The organism is Streptomyces sp. NPDC002742 (assembly GCF_042888885.1).
In the GTDB taxonomy this organism is placed as follows: Bacteria; Actinomycetota; Actinomycetes; order Streptomycetales; family Streptomycetaceae; genus Streptomyces.
Genome location: NZ_JBIAQF010000022.1, coordinates 86,176 through 101,964 on the forward strand (window position 1 = coordinate 86,176; position 15,789 = coordinate 101,964).

The window sequence follows — 15,789 nt, forward strand, 5'->3', positions numbered from 1 at the left end:
CCGAACACAACAAACCACAAGTCACCACCACAGTCAACGTCACAATCAAACAAAGGACACCACTCGAATGGTGCATTTCCTGCATGCGGAGGCATAGATTCCGGTCCGATAGGTTCATGCGACGAAGCGAGTCCTGATGCAGTCCCCCACACATCCGCCCCAACCGGGCGCCCTGCTCGCCGCCGAGCTGCGACTCCCCACGAACGCACTCGACTACACAATCCTCGGCATCTACTTCGTGGTCGTCCTGGGCATCGGCTTCGCGGCCCGCCGCTCGGTGAGGACGAGCCTCGACTTCTTCCTGTCCGGGCGCTCACTGCCCGCCTGGATCACCGGCCTGGCCTTCATCTCGGCCAACCTGGGCGCCACCGAGATCCTCGGCATGGCCGCCAACAGCGCGCAGTACGGCGTCTACACCGTGCACTGGTACTGGATCGGCGCCATCCCGGCGATGGTCTTCCTGGGCCTGGTGATGATGCCGTTCTACTACGGCTCCAAGGTCCGCTCGGTGCCCGAGTTCCTGCTGCTGCGCTTCGACAAATGGGCGCACCTGCTGAGTTCGGTCCTGTTCGCCTTCGCCGCCGTCCTCATCGCGGGCGTCAACCTCTACTCGCTCGCGATCGTCGTCGAGGCACTGCTCGGCTGGCCGCAGTGGGTGGCGATCGTGGTCGCGGGCTTCTTCGTCCTCGCCTACATCACCCTCGGCGGCCTCTCCTCCGCGATCTACAACGAGGTGCTCCAGTTCTTCGTGATCCTGGCGGCACTGATCCCGATCACCGTGCTCGGCCTGAACCGGGTGGGCGGCTGGGGCGGTCTGACGGACTCCCTCGACAAGACCCACGGCGCCGACTTCACGACGGCCTGGGGCGGCACGGGCATCGGCAGCGCCAACCCGCTCGGCGCCAACTGGCTGACGATCGTGCTCGGTCTCGGCTTCGTGCTGTCCTTCGGCTACTGGACGACGAACTTCGCCGAGGTGCAGCGCGCGCTGTCGGCGAAGAACCTCTCCGCGGCCCAGCGCACCCCGCTCATCGCGGCCTACCCGAAGATCTTCATCGTCTTCCTGGTGATGATCCCCGGCCTGGTGGCGGCCGTCCTGGTCCCGAAGATCGGCACGGCCGGCTCGGATCTCCAGTACAACGACGCGATCCCTTACCTGATGCAGGAGTTGCTGCCGAACGGTGTCCTCGGCATCGCGGTGACCGGTCTGCTGGCCGCCTTCATGGCGGGCATGGCCGCCAACGTCTCGTCCTTCAACACGGTCTTCACGACCGACATCTGGGCGAGGTACGTGGTGAAGGACCGCGAGGACTCCTACTACGTGCGCTTCGGCCGCCTGATCACGGTCATCGGCGTCCTGGCGTCGATCGGCACGGCCTTCCTGGCCTCGTCCTTCTCCAACATCATGAGCTACCTCCAGACGCTCTTCTCCTTCTTCAACGTGCCGATGTTCGCGGTCTTCATCGTCGGCATGTTCTGGAAGCGGGCGTCGGTGAAGTCGGGCTTCTGGGGGCTGCTGGCCGGCACGACGGCGGCGATGGTGAACTACTTCGTCCTCTACAAGCAGGACGTCATCGGCTTCCCCTCCGACCAGGGCGCCAACTTCGTCTCCGCGATCGTCGCCTTCGTGGCCGGTGGCGTGGTGATGGTGGGGGTCTCGCTCTTCACCGCCCCGAAGCCGGCGGAGGAACTCCGGGGCCTGGTCTACGGCACCGTGTCCCCCGGCATGGCCGAGCCGCCGGCCGCCGGCGACGACGCCTGGTACCGCAGGCCCGCTCTGCTGGGCTGGGGCGCGATGATCCTGGCCGCCGCCTGCTACATCCCGTTCTCGATCTCGTTCTGACGAGTCCCGACCCGTTCCGACGAGGGAGAATCAAGAAACCATGTCCGACTATTCGGAAAGCGACGCGCAGCGCGAGGTCTCGGACCTTGAGAAGAAGTCCGCGACCGCTGCTCGCCTGTTCGACATCCGCCGCATCATCGGCGGCCTGTTCGTGATCTACGGCGTCATCGTCACCATCGCCGGCATCACGGCCTCCGACGCCGACCTCGACAAGGCGGGCGGCATCAACATCAACCTCTGGACCGGCCTCGGCATGCTCGCCCTCGGCCTGTTCTTCCTGGCGTGGCTGTGGCTGCGGCCGTTGCCGGTGACGGAGCCACCGGGGTCCGCGGACGAGGGGGTCGCGGAGTAACACCACTGGGCGGGGCCGGAGTTCTCAAGGAGCTGCGGCCCCGTAAGGCTATTCGGACCGCACGTCAGCGAACAGGCCCTCCGCGTCGGCCACGTGGACGGCCCGTTCCGACCAGGCCTTGAGCTGGTCCAGGTCGGAACACGCCTGTACGCGAAGCCGGACGGAGCCGGACACCTCGATGCCGCGCAACTCCAGGATCCTCAGGATCATCTCGATGCGATCTTCGATGCGCCCTTCGTCCCTCAGCTGATCCGCGACCGGATTCTGGAAGAAGTAGTTCACCGGAGCCATCAGGTCCCTCCAAATCTCCTTCGCCTGGGAATCCACCAGGCCGGACGTCACGAGCTGCGCCAACAGAGCCGCGCTTGCCGGGTCAATGGTCTCCAGAGCCACCGCGAGCGGTCCCAGTATCGCAGCGGCACGCGGCCCTTTACCATGCGTAATCGCCGAGAGCACCGCGAGCGACACGTCCTGCGCCGCCTCCTTCTCATCGGTGATCACAGGAACCTGGTCCGGCCCAAGAACCATCGGCCTCACGACGAGCGAGGACCAGCCGGGCAGACCGAACCGGATGGGCTGGGCGGCCCATCGCGCGGTCGAACTGCTCTGTGTCATGACGATCAGCACCGGCTCACAGCGGATTTCTCGTAGAGGTAGGACAGGTAGTACGGCCAACTTCCCCGCTTCCTCTCGTCCTTCTTGCCCTGCGACTCCAGCACCAGCAGGAAGTCACCGCTCTCGGTGTGCACCCGCACCAGGCTGTCCACGCGCCGCTCGACCGGCTCGATCTCGGTCAAGTCCGTGTTGAGAACCGTGAAACCGCACGGCTCGGGGAACGGCACATGGAACAGCTTCTGAAAATTGCGGATCAACCCCGCCGTGTCCTTCTGGCCGAAGTGATGCATCGCCTCGTGCGACGAACTGACCATCGGACCTCCTTTCTGTCCGACGCGATCAACGACTACGCCGCGGCCAGGTCACACCACACGTACTTGCCGATGTCGCCGCCCTGCTGCAGGGGATGCCAGCCCCAGTCGTCGGCGCAGGCCCGGACCAGGACGAGACCCCGACCCGCCTCCGCGTCGGGGGCCGCCGCCGGGTCGTACGGCGGTGGCACCGGGCTCGCGTCCCACGCACCGATCCGCAGCACCCCTGCCCGCCAGGCCAGCCGCAGGGCCGCAGGCCCCTTCGTATGCCGTACGGCATTGGAGACCAGCTCCGCCGCCAGCAGTTCGGCGACGTCCGCGAGGCGGATCAGGCCGTGCAGGGTCAGGATCAGGCGGACCGTGCGGCGGCAGACGGTCACCGCGCGGGTGTCGTGGGGGATGTGGAGGGCGTAGGTCCAGGGTTCGGTTGTGGGCATGCATGAACTCCGGTTCAGGTGTGGGGAGTCGAGAGTTCGCCTTGGTCACGGGCGGTGGCAGTGTCACAGCCGTCACGGCAGGACGGAGTGGTGCGCTTCCGGGATCCCGGTGCCGCAGCGTGTGCGTCGCGTCACCGACGGTATGGGTAAAATTTGGGCCCACGCAAGCCGCTGCCGTAATCTTCCCCTCGAACGAGTCACAGCCCCAATGCAGTTGGAGCGAGGGAGGAAGTCATGCCGCGCAGACGGCAGCCGACCGCACGCCAGGAACGCTTGGGTATTGAACTGCGGAAACTGCGTGAAGCCGCAGACCTCAAGGGACGCGAGGCTGCCGCACTGGTCGGGTCCGACTCCGCCCAGATAAGCCAGATGGAGTCCGGCATCGCGGGGGTGAGCGAAGAGCGGGTGCGAAGCCTTGCCGCTCATTACTCCTGCGCAGACGAGAAGTTGGTCGAGGCGCTGGTGGCGATGGCCACCGATCGGACACGCGGCTGGTGGGAGGAGTACCGGGGCCTGCTGCCCACGCCGTTCCTGGACCTCGCCGAGCTGGAGCACCATTCGACGTACCGGCTCGATGTGGAGTTCCTGCACGTCCCCGGCCTCTTCCAGACGGAGGACTACGCACGCGCCGTCTTCTCGTACCGGGTCCCCGAACTACCCAGCAGCGAACTTGAGTTGCGCGTCCGCCACCGAATGGAACGCAAGGCGGTCATCATGGACCCCGCCCCCACTCCATACGAAGTGGTGATACATGAGGCGGCCCTGCGCATCAGAGTCGGCGACCGGGCCGCAGCCCGGACCCAGCTCGCCCGCATTCTGGAACTCTCCGAAGAGGACCACATCTCCGTGCGCGTCATCCCCTTCGAGCTCGACGGTTTTGCCGGAGCCACGAACGCGATGATGTACGTGGGCGGTGCCGTACCCCAGCTGGACACAGCGGTACGCGACGCACCCCACGGCGCGGGCTTCATCGACTCCGAGGCTCAACTCGGCACCTTTCGAACGCTCTTCCATATGGTGGAAGCTGTATCGCTCGAACCCAGACGTTCGCGCGAATTCATCCACCAGCTGGCGAAGGAACTGTGAGGCCCGCCGTGACCACCCCCGACAACTGGCAGAAGTCGTCCTTCTCGGGAAGCGGCGATGGCAACAACTGCGTCGAGCTCGCCGCCACCCCTCGCACGATCCACCTCCGTGAGAGCGACGCCCCTGAGACCCTTCTCTCGACCGCTCCCGGCCCCCTCGCCCACTTCCTGCACCACATAAAGAACGGGCTTTACGAGGGCACCCCTGTGTGATCAGCTTCGCCCTGTCATGAACAGGCGGCCTCTGGGGAGGGGCCGCGGGGCAGGGAGATCCACGGTGAGCACCAGTGCGGAAAAACAATTCGAGCGTGCCCGGAATGCGGGTCCGAGATCCGCATGGACGGCCGGTTCACCGCTTGGTGCGCCGACTGCGACTGGAACGTCGATCCGGAACAGTCGCCGGAGAAGCTGAGCCGCCTGGCCAGGGCCCAGCGCGTACTGGCCAGGCGGCACGGCGAAAAGCTGCTGGCCGAGCTGACCGCGGGCGGAACCCTGCGCGCCCGGCGGGACGCCTCTTCGCTGCTCGCCTACGCGGTCTCTCTCACCGTGCATGCGCTGACCGTGGCCCTGACCGCGGGCGGGATCTGGTATCTGGTCCGGGGATGGGGCGGCTGGGGAATGGTGCCGGGCGGGTTCCTCCTCGGTCTGGCGTGGTCGCTCAGACCCCGGCTGTCCCGGCTGCCGGAGAACTCGCCGGTCCTGACGCGCGCCGACGCACCCGAACTGTTCTCCCTTGTCGACGAGGTCGCCCAGGTGGCCGGCACCCGTGGCGTCGACGCGATCGCGGTCGACGCGCAGATCAACGCGAGCGTGATGAGCTACGGCATACGCGGGCGCCGGCTGCTCACCCTGGGCCTGCCCCTGTGGGAGATCCTCACGCCGCAGCAGCGGATCGCCCTGCTGGGCCATGAGCTGGGCCACTACAGCAACGGGGACACCCGCCACGGGCGGGTCGTCGCCGGTGCCCTGCGTTCGCTGACCACCTGGCACTACTTCTTCCTGCCCGTCGCCAATCCCGAACCACTCGAAGTGGTCGTCAACGTGTTCTACATCGTGCCCCGTTGGCTTGTCGGCGGCGTGCTGATGGTCCTCGACCAGCTGACCCTGCGCGCCACTCAGCGGGCCGAGTACCTCGCCGACCGCGTGGCCGCCCGCGCCGGATCCACCCAGGCGGCGCTGGAGCTCATGGACCGGCTGCTGACCGCGGACTCGGCCGCCGTCACACTGCGCCGCGAGGTCAACACGGCCGCGATGAGCGGACGGCGCGGCTCCCGGAACGACCCCCTGACGGACGGACTGTGGGAGCGGCTCGCCGCGGACGTGACCTCGGTTCCGGAGCGCGAGCGCGAGCGTCGGCGCCGGGCCGGGACCCTGCGGGGCCACAGCGTCGACTCGACCCATCCGCCGACCCATCTGCGCCACGCGTGCCTGCTGATCGGAGCGCCCACACCCCCGGCGGTCGTGGCCGACGAGACCCGGGAGAGCGGAATCGCCGCGGAGCTCGCCGACGCCCGCGCGAAGGTGGCCCGGAGGATCATCCAGGACGGCTTCGACGGCTGAGCGTCTTCCCGAGGGCTCGGCTGCCGAGACAGCCGTCCCCGGAGCGCGTCGTGCGGTCGCCGAGGATCCGATGCGCGCGGAGAATGGGTACTCGGCGAGGTGGCGATGATGCCGACGTGGCGACTGCGGGACTTCCGCGACGACGATCTCGACCGTGCCATCCAGATCTGGGACCAGGACCGGCAGCGGGACGACGCGCCTCCCGTGTTCCCCGTGTCCGAGGTCATGGCCGCCGCCCGGACCGGCGGGCCCGCGGTGGTCGCGGTCGTCGGCGACGACCTGGTGGGCATGGCCGTGGCGCAGGCCCACGGCGACCGGGCCTGGATCACGCTGGTGGCGCTCGCGGGGAACTGGCGCAGCCGTGGCATCGGGAGCTCCCTGATCGCCGAGCTGGAGCGGCGGCTGCGCGAGCAGGGGATCCGCCGGATCGGCGCGCTGCTCGCCCCGGAGGCCACCGGTACCGCGGCCCTGGAGAACTCCGGCTACCGGACCCGCGAGGGTCTGGTCTTCTACGAGAAGGTCGAGCATCTCGGCGCGAGCGACGCCGGTCTCCTCGCGGAGCTCGGCGGGCGGGTCCAGCCCCAGGGACTCTGGAGTTCCCTCGCGGGGATGGAGCGGGAGAAGGAAGCCATCGAGCGGCGGATCGTGCTGCCGCTGGCCGAGCCCGCGCTGGCCGACCGGTACGGGGTGAGGCCGCCGAAGGCGGTCATCCTCTTCGGCCCGCCGGGCACCGGCAAGACCAGCTTCGCCAGGGCCGTGGCCTCCCGGCTGGAGTGGCCGTTCGTGGAACTCTTCCCCTCCAGGCTCGCCGCGGGAGACGGGAGCCTGGCCACCTCACTGCGGGAGACGTTCACCGATCTGGCCGGACTGGAGACCGTTCTCCTTTTCATCGACGAAGTCGAGGAGATCGCCGGTGTCCGGTCCGGCGTGGCCGTCGACCCGGGCCACGGAGTCACCAACGAACTGCTCAAGCTGATCCCCGGCTTCCGCGATCACGACGACCGCCTGCTGATCTGTGCCACCAACTCCGTCCGCTCCCTCGATCCGGCGTTCCTGCGCCCCGGCCGGTTCGACTACGTCATCCCGGTCGGTCCCCCCGATCCAGCCGCCAGGGAAGCGATCTGGCGGCGCTACCTCGGCCCCACCGCCGACGGGGTCGAGGTGCGCCGACTGGTGGCGGCCAGTGAGATGTTCACCCCCGCCGACATCGAGTTCGCCTCGCTCAAGGGCTCCCAGGCCGCCTTCGAACGCGAGGTCACCGACCGCCGGGGCGCACCGGCCGACACCGAGGACTACCTCACCGCCATCGCCGACACCCGTCCCTCCCTCACCGCCCAGGCGCTCGCCGAGTTCAGGGAGGACATCGAGCAGCACGTCCGCATGTGATGCCGGGTTCTCCCCACCGGGAAGGGGAAGCTGACCCCCATGACCGACAAACTCACCGTCAGCGTCCTCGGCACCGGAATCATGGGGGCCGGCATGGCCCGTAACCTCGCCCGCGCCAGGCACGGCGTCCGCGTCTGGAACCGCAGCCGTGCCAAGGCCGAGCCGCTGGCCGCCGACGGCGCGCACATCGCGGAGACCCCCGAAGAGGCCGTGCGGGGCGCCGATGTCGTCCTGACCATGCTGTACGACGGCCCCGCCGTCCTCGACGTCATGCGCCGGGCTGCACCCGGGCTGCGCGCCGGGGCCGTCTGGGTACAGTCCACGACCGTCGGGACCGAGGCACTCGGCGAGCTCGCCGAGTTCGCCCGCGCGCACGGGCTCGTCTTCTTCGACGCGCCCGTCCTCGGGACGCGCGCGCCCGCCGAGTCCGGGCAGTTGACGGTGCTCGCCGCCGGTCCGAGCGCGGCCCGGGACACCGTGACGCCCGTCTTCGACGCCGTCGGCGCCCGTACCGTGTGGACCGGCGAGGACGGCTCGGCGGGCAGCGCCACCCGGCTCAAGCTCGTCGCCAACAGCTGGGTCCTCGCCGCCACCGCCGCGACCGGCGAGGCACTCGCCCTGGCCAAGGGCCTCGGCGTGGACCCGCGGGGCTTCTTCGACCTCATCGCCGGCGGACCGCTCGACATGGGCTATCTGCACGCGAAGGCCGCCCTCGTCCTGGAGGACCGGCTGTCCCCGGCCAGCTTCGCCGTCACCACCGCCGAGAAGGACGCCCGCCTGATCGTGGAGGCGGGGCGGCGGCACGGCGTGCGTCTCGATGTCGCCGAGGCCACCGCCGAACGCCTCGGCCGTGCCGGTGCCCTCGGCCACGGGAACGAGGACATGGCCGCCGCGTACTTCGCGAGCTTCGAGGAGGGCGAGTCCCCCTCCTCGTAACGCTCCCCTCGTAACCCTCGCCTCGTAGCCGCAGCCGCAGACCCGCGAACCCGGTACGCCTCAGAGGGAGTCGTCCGGGTCCCCGTGCCGTACCGGAAGCGGGCCCGCCCGGTCCAGGAGTCCCGTGCGGGCCGCGAGTGCCGCCGCTTCGAGGCGGGAGCCCACGCCCAGTTTCATCAGGACCCGCTGGACATGCGTGCGGGCCGTGGACGGCGCGATGCCCATGCCCGCGGCGATGAGCCGGGTGTCCTCCCCGTCGGCGACCCGCACCAGGACCTCGACCTCGCGGGGGGTGAGCATCTGGAGCAGCCGCTGGCCCTCGTCGTCGGGCTGGGCGGCGGGGTTGAGCAGTTCGCTGAAGGCCCCCTGGAGCAGTTGCGGGGCCACGGCGGCCTCGCCCGCCCTCGCCTTCATGATCGCGCGCTCGACGCCCTCTATGCGTTCGTCATGGCGTACGTAGCCGGAGGCGCCGGCGGCGAACGCGGCGGCGATCCCGCGCGGGTTCGGTACCGGGCCGAGCACCAGGACCGCCACCTGGGGGCGCTCCCGCTTGATCCGCACCACCGGGTCGAAGATCCCCGGCTCGGCGGGTGTCGCCGTACCGATCAGGCACACCTCGGGTGCCCGTGTGATCACCAGCTCCGCCGCCCCCGCGGCGGGCGCGGCCGCGGCGAGCACCCGGTGCCCCCGCAGCTTCAAAGCCGAGGCCAACGCCTCCGCGAGCAGTCGGTGGTCGTCGACCACCATGAGCCGCACTCCCATCAGGCAACCCCCCAGTCCCCCCAAGCATCCCCACTGGTTCCCCGTGGATTAGGAGCCCCCCGGCTCTCCATCCCCCGGAAGCTACACGCTTGTTCGACGTTGCGCTTCCCCTACTGGAGAGAAGTGCCCCGGAATATCGAAATCCCTCCCAATAGGGAGTGATGAGGGGTACGCGTGCGGCCCCGCCCCTGAACAGGGACGGGGCCGCACGCGATGTTCAGGCCCGAACCATTTATTCGGAAGACGATCACCGGGTTCTTTCGAAGATGATCGTCCTACTTCGTTCCGAAGGCGATCGCCAGGTACGCCTTGTCGTTCGCGGAGGTCGGCTTGCCCGCGTAGACCTGGGACATGTACAGCCTGCCGTCGCCGTAGAGGATCTCCGCGTACTCCGGGAGCATGCCGGCCTCCGCGTCACGCGTCGCCTGGGTCGCCGGGTTCTCCATGAGCACGGTCTCCTTGAAGGAGGTCCCGTCGACCGAGACGATCTGACCGCCCTTGTCGTACGGCGGCCGCTTGTACGCGAGGAGGCTGGTGCCGTCCATGCGCAGCGGGGTGATGGTGTAGCCGTCGCCCGCGTCCGCGCGCTGTCCGGTCTGCTTCCCGGTGGCCAGGTCGAAGGCGACGATCTCGTTGGTCCGGCTGTAGTCGGCGGAGCCGTCGTGCTCCTCCGTCGGGACGTACAGCTTGTCGTTGCCGACGGCGAGCCCTGAGCAGTACTCGATCCTGGTGATGCCGTCGCAGCGGGCCGCGTACGTCTTGCCGGGCGCCGAGATCTTCGACCGCAGCTTGCCGGTCTTGTTGTCGACGGAGAAGAAGTCCGAGATACCGCTGCCGTCACCGGCGGAGTCGCCGACGTCGGCGGCCACGACCAGCGGGTCGGTGGAGACGACGCTGGCGTACTCGATGCCGGGCGACATCTTGTACTCGGAGATCATCTTCCCGGACTTCGGGTCGAGGGTCTGGATGTGCAGCTGGCGCGTACTGCCGTACTCGCCGCACTTGCGGACCGCGACCAGCTTCTCGCCGCCGCCGTAGCCGGAGTCGTAGCAGGTGTCGCCCGACTTCGGCGCCCACAGCGCCTTGCCGGTGGAGAGGTCGAACGCGCCGCCGCCGCCCGTGCTGCCCGCGGCGACCGTGTTCCCGCTGATCGTCACGTTGTCGAGACTGATCTGCTGGTCACCGGACTTGATCGTCCGGGTCCACAGTTTCACGCCCGCGTCGAGATCGAGGGCGCCGAGCTGTGTGCATCCGTGCGAGGGGTGCGTCTTGGTGGGCATGGCCGGCTCGTAGATGACCGCCGTACGGTCGGCGTCCGTGGTGTGCCGGCTGGCCTGGCACACCGGGCCGGGGAGCTTGATCGTCCAGGTCTTGGCGCCGGAGCCGGGGTCGTAGCCGTTGATCTCGGCGTCGCCGGTCTTGGCGTACACCTTGTCGGTGAGCCAGGAGCCGACCGTGGCCACGCTGTTGATGTCCTTCGCCACGGCCGGCGCCGGGAGCTGGAACAGCAGCCTGGAGGCGGTGTCGGCCGGCGCCTTCTCCTTGCCGTCGGAACCGCTGGTGTCACCACCCTTGCCGTCGGCGCCCTTGCCGCCGGTGCCGCCGCTCGATCCCCCGGCGTTGTTCTTGTCGCTCTTGGAGTGCTGGGAGTACAGGACACCGCCGCCGACGATCAGTGCGACGGCCACCACGGCCGCCACGATGATGATCACCTGGCTGTTGAACTTCCGCCCGCCGCCGCCTCCTTCCGGAAGGTGCGGCTGCATCGGCATCGTCTGGGGCTGCGGGTAGCCGTACGGCGGCTGTGGCTGGCCCGGGGCGCCGTACGGGGACTGAGACTGCGGCTGGCCCGGGTAGCCGTAGCCGGGCTGGCCCGGGTATCCGTAGCCCGACTGGGCCGGGTAGCCGTAGCCCGGCTGGCCCGGGGCCGGTGTCTGCGGGTAGCCGTACGCCTGCTGCGGCGGGGCCGCGGGCGGAGCCGTCTGCGGGGACGGCGGCGGGGGTGTCTGCGGATGGGCGTAGCCGGGGCCCGGGGCAGGCGGCGCGGGCGTGGGCGCGCCGAATCCGCCCGCGGGAGGATCCTGCGGGGCACCGAAACCGCCGGGCGGCGGATCCTTGGGGGCGCCGAAACCGTCGGGGTCGGGGTCTCCCCCGCCCGGACTCGGCTGAGAACTCGGGGAAGGGTCCTGCGGTGCGCCGAAGCCCTGCGGGGGCTCGTTCGGCGGTGGCGGGGGCGGCTGGCTCATGACGTGAGTACCTCGGGATGCGTCGGGACGGCGGGCCTGTGCGCGTACGGGGCGCGACGGAACGGATGGTGGGCGTCGGTCACTTGCCGTAGGCCAGCATCAGCTTCTCCTTCGCCTGGTCATTGCCCGTCAGCCGGGTGGTGGAGATGTAGAAGCGTCCGTCCACGTAGTCCACGGCCTTCGAGTAGAAGCCGTCCTCGATGTTCGCGGTGCCCTGCGGGTTCTGGAGCAGCTTGGTGAGGGGGTGACTGCCGCCGGTCGTCGGAACCGACACGATGCGGCCGCCGCCGTCGTACGACGCCTCGACGTAGGCGATGAGTCGGCCACCGTCCGTCTTCATCGGCATCATCGCCGCGTCCGCGGGGGACTTGACGCGCCACTTCTCCTTGCCGGTGGCGAGGCTGAACGCGACGACCTCGTTGGGGCCGCTCTTCGCCTCGGTCGGCAGATAGATCGTGTCGGCGTCGGCGACGGTGCCGAAGCAGCCGGTCAGCTCGCGGTCGAGGATCGCGAAGCCGCACTCGGGCGCGAACCCGTCGTCGCTCGTGAGCTGCGAACGCAGGACGCCGTTGTCCTTCAGCACGGTGATGTTCACCGTCTTCTTCGCGTCGTTGGTGAGGTAGAGCACCACCGGGTCGACGGAGTAGGCGCGTCGCACCCGCCACCCCTTGGGGATCTTCGTCGTCCACCGGGCCCTGCCGGTGGCCGGGTCCAGTTCCTGCACCTCGTCGTGTTCGGTGTCCCTGCCGGCCCCGCAGGACGAGACGGCGAGCAGCTTGGATCCGCCCGCGAATCCCGCCGGGTAGCAGGCGGCTCCGTACTTCTTCTTGTCCCACAGCTTCTTGCCGCCGGAGACGTCGTACGCCGTTCCCGACATCGAACGGCCGACCGTCAGCGTGTGGCCGGTGATGGCGAGTTCGACCGTGAGCGTGCTGTCGAAGAGAGCTCCGTCCGCGACCTTCCCGCTCCAGCCCTTGGCGCCGGTGTTCAGGTCGACCTGCTGGAGCTGGTTGCACTTGGCGCTGCTGGCGGTGCCGCTCATGTAGGCGATGACGACCTTGTCGTCGGCCGTCTTCTGCGGGGTGACCGCGCAGATCTTCTGCGGGAAGGTCAGCGCGGGCCAAGTGGGCTTGCCGTCGCCGACGTTGAACGCGAAGAGCTGCTTGTAGGCCGACTTCACCGCCGTCTTGCCGGTGATCCACATGCCTGAGGCGTCTGCGCCCGAACCGGGCGCGTCGGGTGCCGACTTGTACCAGAGGACCTTCGCCTCTCCCGCCTTGCGGCCCGCGTTCAGGTCCTCTTCGTCCTGGCCGCCGTCGCCGCTGCCGTCACCGGGGTTGACCGGGGCGTCCGACGCGGACGTGGTCGGGCTGTGGCTCGGGCTCTGCCGCGCGACGGGCTTCTTCCCGTCGTCGCCACCGCCGGTGACGGCCCATACGGTGCCGCCGACGACGAGCAGCCCGGCCACCGCGGCGGCGATGACGAGCGCGGGCCTGCCCTTGAACGGGTTCTTCGAGCCGCCGCCCGGACCACCGGGCGGGGGCGTGCCGGGCGCGCCCGGGTACGGCGCCTGGGGCGGATACCCGTACCCCGGCTGCTGTCCGTATCCGTAGGGGCCCGGCTGACCGTACGGACCCGGCTGCTGGGGCTGGCCGTACGGTCCCGGCTGGGCGTAGGCGCCGGGCTGCTGGGGATAGCCGTAGCCGGGCTGCGGTGGCCCGGCCGGCGGAGCGTACTGGGGCGCGGGCGCCTGGGGCGGCTGCGCGGGAGGCGGGGGCGTGCCCTGCGGCGCGGGGGGCGTGTTGGGGGGCGCGCCCTGCGAACGGGGGTCCTGCCCCGCACCCTGCGGTGCGCTGTGCGGCGCGCCCTGCGGTTCGCTCCGGGGTGCACCCTGGGGTGCGCCGAAACCACCCTGCGACCGCGGGTCCCGCGACGCGTCGGCATCGCCCTTGGGCGGCTGGTCCTGCGGTGCTCCGAAATCGCCCTGCGGCGGCTGACTCGGCGGCTGACTCATCAGCGCTTCCCCCTCTTCACTGATGTGGCGCCCCACCGGCGGCGCTGGATTCGCGCCTCGTCCGATGGTTCTCAGATTGTTCTCAGACCGCTCTTTCTATCACTTTGGGGGGCGCGGGCAGGGGGCCGGTGCGCGCCCTGTTCCCAAGGGAGGACCGGGCTGTGATGCCGTCGTTACGCGCCTTCACGTGCCCTTCACGCTGGGCGCGCAGGGCGAGTTCAACGACCGGGAGGGTTGCCGCGGGGAGGAACGGGGGTGCCGCGGAGAGGGCCCGGAGGCGCCGGGGCGAGGGGCGCGTACGGCAACTCGGGGGCGCCTGGCGGGAATTACGCGCCCACGGGCGGGCTGTGCGCGCCGGGCAAGGGGCGCCGCTCGCGGTGCCTCCGCGCCCCAGGAGGCACCACGAGCTCGGCGAGGGGCGGGCGCCCCCGGTGTCACGCGTCTTCGGCCAGCTCCAGCCAGCGCATTTCGAGCTCCTCGCGCTCCCCCGCCAACCCGCGCAACTCGGAGTCGAGTTGCGCGACCTTCCCGAAGTCGGTGGCGTTGTCTGCGATCTGGGCGTGCAGCTTGGTCTCCTTCTCCGAGATCTTGTCCAGCTGGCGCTCGATCCTCTGGAGTTCCTTCTTGGCGGCGCGGGCGTCGGCGGAGGAAGCGGCCTTGACCGGGGCCGGGGCGGCGGCGAGGACGGCGGCCGCGGCCACCTCCTCCATCTTCTTGCGCCGCTCCAGGTACTCGTCGATCCCGCGCGGGAGCATCCGCAGGGTGGCGTCGCCGAGGAGCGCGAACACGTTGTCCGTGGTGCGCTCGATGAAGAAGCGGTCGTGGGAGATCACGATCATGGAGCCGGGCCAGCCGTCGAGGAGGTCCTCCAGCTGGGTGAGGGTCTCGATGTCGAGGTCGTTCGTCGGCTCGTCGAGGAAGAGGACGTTGGGCTCGTCCATCAGCAGGCGCAGGATCTGGAGCCGCCGGCGCTCACCACCGCTGAGGTCGCCGACCGGCGTCCACTGCTTCTCCTTGTTGAAGCCGAACGTCTCGCAGAGCTGCCCGGCGGTCATCTCGCGCCCCTTGCCGAGGTCGACCCGGTCACGGACGGCCTGGACGGCCTGAAGCACTCGCCAGTTCGGGTCGAGTTCGCCGACCTCCTGGGAGAGGTAGGCGAGCTTGACGGTCTTGCCGGTGACGATGCGGCCGGCGGCGGGCTGCTGTTCGCCCTCGCTGCGGGCGGCCTCGGCCAGGGCGCGCAGGAGGGAGGTCTTGCCCGCGCCGTTCACACCGACGAGGCCGACCCGGTCGCCGGGGCCGAGCTGCCAGGTCAGGTGCTTGAGCAGCACCTTGGGCCCGGCCTGCACGGTCACGTCCTCCAGATCGAAGACGGTCCTGCCGAGCCGCGAGTTGGCGAACTTCATCAGTTCGCTCTTGTCGCGGGGCGGCGGCACATCGGCGATCAGCTCGTTGGCGGCCTCGACGCGGAAGCGCGGCTTGGAGGTACGGGCGGGCGCCCCGCGCCGCAGCCACGCCAGCTCCTTGCGGACCAGGTTCTGCCGCTTGACCTCTTCGGTCGCGGCGATGCGCTCGCGCTCGGCCCGGGCGAACACGTAGTCGGTGTAGCCGCCCTCGTACTCGTACACCGCGCCCTTCTGCACGTCCCACATCTGGGTGCAGACCTGGTCGAGGAACCACCGGTCGTGCGTCACGCAGACCAGCGCGGAACGGCGCTCGCGCAGGTGCCCGGCGAGCCAGGCGATGCCCTCGACGTCCAGGTGGTTGGTGGGCTCGTCGAGGACGATCAGGTCCTGCTCCTCGATGAGCAGCTTCGCCAGCGCGATACGGCGCCGCTCGCCACCGGAGAGCGGGGCGATCACCGTGTCGAGCCCCTGCGGGAACCCGGGCAGGTCGAGACCGCCGAACAGACCCGTCAGTACGTCCCTGATCTTGGCGTTGCCCGCCCACTCGTGGTCGGCCATGTCACGGATGACCTCGTGGCGGACGGTGGCCGTGGGGTCGAGCGAGTCGTGCTGGGTGAGCACGCCGACGTTCAGGCCGCCGGAGTGCGTGACACGGCCGGTGTCGGGCTCCTCCAGCTTGGCGAGCATGCGGATCAGGGTGGTCTTGCCGTCCCCGTTCCGGCCGACCACGCCGATCCGGTCGCCCTCGCTGACGCCGAGGGAGACTCCGTCGAGCAGTGCACGGGTGCCGTACACCTTGCTGACGGACTCGACATTGACCAGGTTGACGGCCATTT

At 69.7% G+C, this 15,789-nt stretch carries 12 protein-coding genes and 1 pseudogene; 7 read left to right on the forward strand and 6 right to left on the reverse strand.

Going from position 1 to position 15,789, the window contains the following annotated elements:
- The first annotated feature begins 136 nt into the window (after positions 1–136).
- Positions 137–1,843, forward strand: a complete 1,707-nt coding sequence (locus tag ACFYW8_RS32320) for a sodium:solute symporter family protein (protein WP_389085417.1) — start codon at positions 137–139, stop codon at positions 1,841–1,843.
- Positions 1,844–1,883: 40 nt separating this feature from the next.
- Positions 1,884–2,195 (forward strand): hypothetical protein, encoded by a 312-nt coding sequence (locus ACFYW8_RS32325; protein WP_365876574.1) that lies wholly within the window; start codon positions 1,884–1,886, stop codon positions 2,193–2,195.
- 48 nt (positions 2,196–2,243) lie between these two features.
- Here ACFYW8_RS32325 and ACFYW8_RS32330 read toward each other — a convergent pair.
- Together ACFYW8_RS32330 and ACFYW8_RS32335 are read right to left on the reverse strand one after the other, a co-directional pair.
- Positions 2,244–3,124, reverse strand: a pseudogene (locus ACFYW8_RS32330) (hypothetical protein).
- 32 nt (positions 3,125–3,156) lie between these two features.
- Complete coding sequence (locus tag ACFYW8_RS32335) at positions 3,157–3,558, reverse strand: ATP-binding protein (protein ID WP_389085426.1); 402 nt, start codon at positions 3,556–3,558, stop codon at positions 3,157–3,159.
- Between the two features lie 234 nt (positions 3,559–3,792).
- Here ACFYW8_RS32335 and ACFYW8_RS32340 point away from each other — a divergent pair, with 234 nt between their 5' ends.
- The 5 genes from ACFYW8_RS32340 to ACFYW8_RS32360 all read left to right on the forward strand — a co-directional run bounded on the left by ACFYW8_RS32340 (position 3,793) and on the right by ACFYW8_RS32360 (position 8,525).
- Positions 3,793–4,644, forward strand: coding sequence for a helix-turn-helix domain-containing protein (locus ACFYW8_RS32340; protein WP_389085431.1), 852 nt, complete (start codon positions 3,793–3,795; stop codon positions 4,642–4,644).
- Positions 4,645–4,652: 8 nt separating this feature from the next.
- Positions 4,653–4,856 (forward strand): DUF397 domain-containing protein, encoded by a 204-nt coding sequence (locus ACFYW8_RS32345; protein WP_389085436.1) that lies wholly within the window; start codon positions 4,653–4,655, stop codon positions 4,854–4,856.
- A 123-nt stretch (positions 4,857–4,979) separates the two neighbouring features.
- Positions 4,980–6,203, forward strand: coding sequence for a M48 family metallopeptidase (locus tag ACFYW8_RS32350; RefSeq protein WP_389085443.1), 1,224 nt, complete (start codon positions 4,980–4,982; stop codon positions 6,201–6,203).
- A gap of 108 nt (positions 6,204–6,311) precedes the next feature.
- On the forward strand, positions 6,312–7,589 hold the full coding sequence (locus tag ACFYW8_RS32355) for an ATP-binding protein (protein WP_389085448.1): 1,278 nt from the start codon (positions 6,312–6,314) through the stop codon (positions 7,587–7,589).
- A gap of 39 nt (positions 7,590–7,628) precedes the next feature.
- On the forward strand, positions 7,629–8,525 hold the full coding sequence (locus tag ACFYW8_RS32360) for an NAD(P)-dependent oxidoreductase (RefSeq protein ID WP_389085453.1): 897 nt from the start codon (positions 7,629–7,631) through the stop codon (positions 8,523–8,525).
- Positions 8,526–8,585: 60 nt separating this feature from the next.
- Here ACFYW8_RS32360 and ACFYW8_RS32365 read toward each other — a convergent pair whose 3' ends face one another.
- From ACFYW8_RS32365 to ACFYW8_RS32380, 4 genes are all read right to left on the reverse strand, one after another.
- Positions 8,586–9,287 (reverse strand): LuxR C-terminal-related transcriptional regulator, encoded by a 702-nt coding sequence (locus ACFYW8_RS32365; protein WP_365876589.1) that lies wholly within the window; start codon positions 9,285–9,287, stop codon positions 8,586–8,588.
- 275 nt (positions 9,288–9,562) lie between these two features.
- Positions 9,563–11,533: a PQQ-binding-like beta-propeller repeat protein gene (locus tag ACFYW8_RS32370; RefSeq protein ID WP_389085461.1), complete on the reverse strand. Its 1,971-nt coding sequence runs from the start codon at positions 11,531–11,533 to the stop codon at positions 9,563–9,565.
- Positions 11,534–11,612: 79 nt separating this feature from the next.
- Positions 11,613–13,547 carry a PQQ-binding-like beta-propeller repeat protein gene (locus ACFYW8_RS32375; RefSeq protein ID WP_389085465.1) on the reverse strand — a complete coding sequence of 645 codons (1,935 nt, stop codon included), beginning with the start codon at positions 13,545–13,547 and terminating at the stop codon, positions 11,613–11,615.
- A gap of 434 nt (positions 13,548–13,981) precedes the next feature.
- Positions 13,982–15,787: an ABC-F family ATP-binding cassette domain-containing protein gene (locus tag ACFYW8_RS32380; RefSeq protein WP_365876595.1), complete on the reverse strand. Its 1,806-nt coding sequence runs from the start codon at positions 15,785–15,787 to the stop codon at positions 13,982–13,984.
- Between the last annotated feature and the right edge of the window lie 2 nt (positions 15,788–15,789).

Coding starts and splice junctions, on each gene's coding strand:
- ACFYW8_RS32340 (WP_389085431.1), top strand. CDS start 3,793: ATGCCGCGCAGACGGCAGCCGACCGCACGCCAGGAACGCTTGGGTATT.
- ACFYW8_RS32335 (WP_389085426.1), bottom strand. CDS start 3,558: ATGCCCACAACCGAACCCTGGACCTACGCCCTCCACATCCCCCACGAC.
- ACFYW8_RS32350 (WP_389085443.1), top strand. CDS start 4,980: ATGGACGGCCGGTTCACCGCTTGGTGCGCCGACTGCGACTGGAACGTC.
- ACFYW8_RS32365 (WP_365876589.1), bottom strand. CDS start 9,287: ATGGGAGTGCGGCTCATGGTGGTCGACGACCACCGACTGCTCGCGGAG.
- ACFYW8_RS32360 (WP_389085453.1), top strand. CDS start 7,629: ATGACCGACAAACTCACCGTCAGCGTCCTCGGCACCGGAATCATGGGG.
- ACFYW8_RS32320 (WP_389085417.1), top strand. CDS start 137: ATGCAGTCCCCCACACATCCGCCCCAACCGGGCGCCCTGCTCGCCGCC.
- ACFYW8_RS32325 (WP_365876574.1), top strand. CDS start 1,884: ATGTCCGACTATTCGGAAAGCGACGCGCAGCGCGAGGTCTCGGACCTT.
- ACFYW8_RS32355 (WP_389085448.1), top strand. CDS start 6,312: ATGCCGACGTGGCGACTGCGGGACTTCCGCGACGACGATCTCGACCGT.
- ACFYW8_RS32370 (WP_389085461.1), bottom strand. CDS start 11,533: ATGAGCCAGCCGCCCCCGCCACCGCCGAACGAGCCCCCGCAGGGCTTC.
- ACFYW8_RS32375 (WP_389085465.1), bottom strand. CDS start 13,547: ATGAGTCAGCCGCCGAGTCAGCCGCCGCAGGGCGATTTCGGAGCACCG.
- ACFYW8_RS32380 (WP_365876595.1), bottom strand. CDS start 15,787: ATGGCCGTCAACCTGGTCAATGTCGAGTCCGTCAGCAAGGTGTACGGC.